We start from the raw sequence: 5268 nt of genomic DNA on the forward strand, positions 1-5268 counted from the left end.
ATTCGACTGCCAATAGCACACTGCTACAAGTTGCGGCGACTGGGGAGGTTTTGGCTCAGGTTTTTGGCGCTGATAATTTGCTGAGTAATCGGGATTTTCTCACTCTTTCTCCTTAAGACCAAAGCGCATTAAATATGCTGCATTTTTTCCTATGCTTTTAGCAACTCGGTTTATTTGATAAACCGAGTTTTTGAATGTAGCATAAAAAATAGTAATTTGGAGATTTTGGGGGTTATTCGACTCAATAATAACCAGAAAAAGGGTTTTTATTGAGTCATTTGGTCATGAAAAACAAAACAAAAAAAGTTTAAAACTACAAAAAATATAACCATTTCTTGAGTATCATATAGATGATTTGAGAGTCGGCTGATTGAGATCGATCAAATTGGGTTTGATAAAAACTCGAGTCGTAATAAAAATCGCATACATTAACCCCTTTGATACTACAAAAATACAAAGCTGTCAACTACTTTTAGGTAAAAAATATCTAATTTTACGGTAATTTATCGTAGATTGTGCTAATTTTTTTCATTTCAAAATAATTTAGGCTCACGTCTGAATTGGCGAAAAAAAAACCTGATTTACCAGCGAAATAGAGCGAACTGCTACTTTGGGAAGATGTCGATCCAAACAAAAACGAAGTAAAAATAACTTGTTAACTATGCGAAATCGAGAAATGAGCAGTTAGAAATTTCCCATTAGCAATTAACAATAATATCTACCACTGAAGATTGAAAGTTAATAGATCAAGGAGCTATGTAACTCATGAAACATTTAGGGTGCAACTACTCTTCGCCAATTCACCAATCAAGTTGCGATCGCCGCTACACTTACTGCATAAAAAGTTCTTGGAGTGGGCCGTCGTTAGTGGGTGATATGGCGCTCGATATTTCCGGTTTAACAAAAGCGACTCGGGGCGTCAAGACTACACATACAAAACATTTAGTTTGCATCGATCCGAGGGTAGAGAATTATCAGCATCTTGCCAGCGGAGTCAAACCAGGGACAGAGATAATTGTCCTCGATCGAACTCTGGACGGAGTAGAACAAATTACGGAGATTCTAGCTAAACGCAGTTTAATTGCCAGCCTTCAGATTGTTGCTCACGGCAATGAAGCTTCCGTGCAACTGGGGTCAACTTTACTGACGAATGAAAACTTATCAAAGTACGATCGGCATTTGCAGCAGTGGCGAAATGCCTTAAGCGAAAAAGCCGATATTTTATTATTATCGTGTAAGGTTGGGGCTGGAAAATCCGGGATTGCTTTCGTGCGGAAGCTGAGAGAATTAACAGGCGCAAATATAGCGGCTTCCAACAATCTAATTGGTAGTGCCAAATTAGGAGGAAACTGGCAATTAAATGTTACAGCAGGACGAGTAAAAACAGCAATAGCCTTTGAAACAAACACCCAGGAAAATTACAGCGCTGTCCTCATTAATTTAGTGGATGAAAGTTTTCAAGATGCAAGTCTAATCGGGCCTTGGATCTCTGGGGTAACAGGCATTTCAGATGCTCCAGCTTTAACAGCAGGAACCGGAACAGAGAGTTTTCCGGGCTTGAACATAGACCCGGTTGGCAGCGGGGCGTTGAGATTAACTACAAGAACTTTTGACCAATCTACTTTTGTCATCTATAACAGTCAGGTTCCTGTCAACAGCGGTCTTAAAATTGTCTTCGATATATTTGCCTACGACGGCACTACACGTCCTGATCGTCCTGATTTAGCAGGGCAGACAGGGGACGGCATAAGTTTCTTTTTAATTGACGGTACTGTGACGCCAACAGTAGCTGGAGGCTATGGAGGTTCTCTCGGCTACGCGCAAAATACAGATACAAATCAGTCCGGTTTACGGGGAGGTTATTTAGGAATTGGATTGGATGAATTCGGAAATTTCTCAACTACAACTCAAGGGCGGGTAGGCGGACTTCCGGGGGGAATTAGACGAGATTCGGTAACGCTTCGAGGTAGCGAAGTTACGCAATATCAATTTTTAACTTCTACGTTTGTGCCGCAGGGAATAGATAATATTCCCGATACCGTAAATCCTCTGCCTCCAAACGGGCCGAACAATGCCATTACCAGCAGTCGCGAAGAAGCCAGAAGAAGAGTTCAAATTATTTTGCAACCCCCCACTTCTGCAACGCCAAACCGTCTCACTGTTAACTTTGATCTCAACAATAATGGTTTGTTTACAGATCAGGGCGAGACTATTATCGACATTGCCAATTTAGAGGACTTAAACGGGCCAATCCCGGCAACATTCAAATTTGGTTTTGCTGGTTCAACGGGAGCCGCAACAAATATTCACGACGTTCGCACTTTGTCGATCCAAACTATAGACGTGCCGCTTACTACAGCAGATGTTGCCTCAACGAAAACAGGCCCGGCGGCAGCGGCACCGGGTAGCAGCATCACTTACACAATTACGACGGTAAATAACGGCCCGGACGCCGCCGAAAACGTGGTGGTTGAAGATCAATTGCCCGTCGGGGCAGTATTTGGCAGTGCCGACGGCAACGGCACTTTCAACCCGACAACGAGACTGGTTTCCTGGAGTATTCCGAATTTACCTGTTGGGGCCACAGCCACCCGCACCGTAACTGTTACGACCCCAACTACACTCGGCCCTATTACAAATAGTGTATTCAGCAGCAGCAGCACGATCGATCCCGTACCCGGTAACAACAGTGGCAGCCGCCCGGATGCGAGAGTCACGACCACTATTACGAACGATAGCGCTGATGTAGTGACGCGTAAAATTGGGCCCGCTACTGCGATCGCGGGTTCGACTGTCACCTACACAATTACGGCAGCCAACAGTGGGCCGAGTGCGGCAACCAATGTGGCGATCGCCGACACCATTGTTCCTGGTTTAACAGGAGTCAGCGTCTCCGAGGGCGGAAGTTACAACGCAACTACAGGTATTGTGACTTGGACGGCGATCCCATCCCTAGCCAGCGCAACCAGCGCCAACAGAACCGTCAGTTTCGCAGTTCCCGCCACCGGTGGCACCGTCGCCAACACTGCTAGCAGTACCTCGATTACCCCAGACCCCAATCCCGGCAACAACAACGGCAGCAGCCCCGAAGCGCGAGTCACCACTACTATCACCGATAGCGCCGATGTAGTGACGCGCAAAACCGGGCCCGCTACTGCGATCGCGGGTTCGACTGTCACCTACACAATTACGGCAGCCAACAGTGGGCCGAGTGCGGCAACCAATGTGGCGATCGCCGACACCATTGTTCCTGGTTTAACAGGAGTCAGCGTGTCGGACGGCGGAACTTACAACGCAACTACAGGTATTGTGACTTGGACGGCGATCGCATCCCTAGCCCGCGCAGCCAGCACCAACAGAACCGTCAGTTTCGCAGTTCCCGCCACCGGCGGCACCGTCGCCAACACTGCTAGCAGCACCTCAACCACTAATGACCCCAATCCCGGCAACAACAATGGCAGCAGCCCGTCGGCAAGAGTCACCACCACGATCGCCGATAGCGCCGATGTAGTGACGCGCAAAACCGGGCCCGCTACTGCGATCGCGGGTTCGACTGTCACCTACACAATTACGGCAGCCAACAGTGGGCCGAGTGCGGCAATCAATGTGGCGATCGCCGACAGCATTGTTCCGGGCTTAACAGGAGTCAGCGTCTCCGAGGGCGGAAGTTACAACGCAACTACAGGTATTGTGACTTGGACGGCGATCGCATCCCTAGCCAGCGCAGCCAGCACCAACAGAACCGTCAGTTTCGCAGTTCCCGCCAGCGGCGGCCCCATCGCCAACACTGCTAGCAGCACCTCAACGAGCCCAGACCCCAATCCTGCCAACAACAACGGCACCAGCCCCGAAGCGCGAGTCACCACTACTATCACCGATAGCGCCGATGTAGTGACGCTCAAAACCGGGCCCGCTACTGCGATCGCGGGTTCGACTGTCACCTACACCATTCTCACCGAAAACAGAGGGCCCAGTACCGCCACCAACATCACCCTTACAGACAGCATCGTTCCCGGTTTAACGGGCGTCACAGCATCCAACGGCGGTACTTACAACCCAGCGACAGGCATTGTCAGCTTTCCGCCCATTGCCAGCTTAGCTGACGGCGTGACCGTCAGCCGGAGAGTCACATTCCCAGTCCCCGCGACCAGCACTGTCAGCAACACGGCAAGAAGTACCTCAACCACTAATGACCCGAATCCCGGCAACAATAACGGCAGCGATTCCGTCGCAACTGTTACCACCAGCATCGCCTCTGCGCCGACTCCGACTCCCCCACTCCCACCGACTCCGACTCCGACTCCCGCCAACCTACGGCCGATAGCTAGCAACGTCAACCTCGAAATCGCCCCCAGCAGCACTGTGGCGATCGCAGGACTGGGAGGAAGCGACCCCGACGGGTCGATCGCATCTTTCACCATCAACACCGTCCCACCAGCAAATGAAGGGCTGGTATTTTTAGGCAATCCCGATACTGGCGGCACGATTGTCACCGCCGGTCAAATTCTGACACCTGCTGACATTAACCAATTATTTTTCCAATCGACAGGCAACTTTACAAAAGCAAATTTCACCTACAGCGCTACAGACAACCAGGGCGCTACCAGCCGCGCCAGCGCTACTGTCTCGGCGGTGCTGCCGGAGCCCAACAAACCGCCAGTAGCTAACAACGTCAACCTCGAAATCGCCCCCAGCAGCACTGTGGCGATCGCAGGACTAGGCGGCACAGATCCAGACGGGTCGATCGCATCTTTCACGATCAACACCGTCCCACCAGCAGATGAAGGGCTGATATTTTTAGGCAATCCCGAAACCGGCGGCAGGATTATCCGCGCCGGTCAAATTCTGACACCTGCTGACATTAACCAATTATTTTTCCAATCCACAGCCAACTTTACAACAGCAAATTTCACCTACAGCGCTACAGACAACCAGGGCGCTACCAGCCCCGCCAGCGCTACTGTCTCTGCCATTCCCCTGAACGAACCAACACCAACACCCGCGCCCGCGCCGGAACCAACACCACCCGTCCCTGCGCCGGAACCAACACCCGTCCCTGCGCCGGAACCAACACCACCCGTCCCTGCGCCGGAACCAACACCCGCGCCCGCGCCGGAACCAACACCACCCGTCCCTGCGCCGGAACCAACACCCGCGCCGGAACCAACACCCACACCACCAACACCAACACCACCCGTCCCTGCGCCGGAACCAACACCCGCGCCAGAACCAACACCCGCGCCAGAACCAACACCCGCGCCGGAACCA

The 5268-nt window shown here is 51.2% G+C and carries 1 protein-coding gene; it reads left to right on the forward strand.

Translation table 11 applies throughout. From position 1 onward, the window contains the following. Window positions 1–765: 765 nt before the first annotated feature. Window positions 766–5268 (forward strand): DUF4347 domain-containing protein (locus tag QT984_RS29450; protein ID WP_333375553.1); only part of this gene is annotated, 4503 nt, incomplete at its 3' end.

The sequence above is a fragment of the Microcoleus sp. Z1_B2 genome (assembly GCF_036700325.1).
Classification (GTDB): Bacteria; Cyanobacteriota; Cyanobacteriia; order Cyanobacteriales; family Microcoleaceae; genus Microcoleus.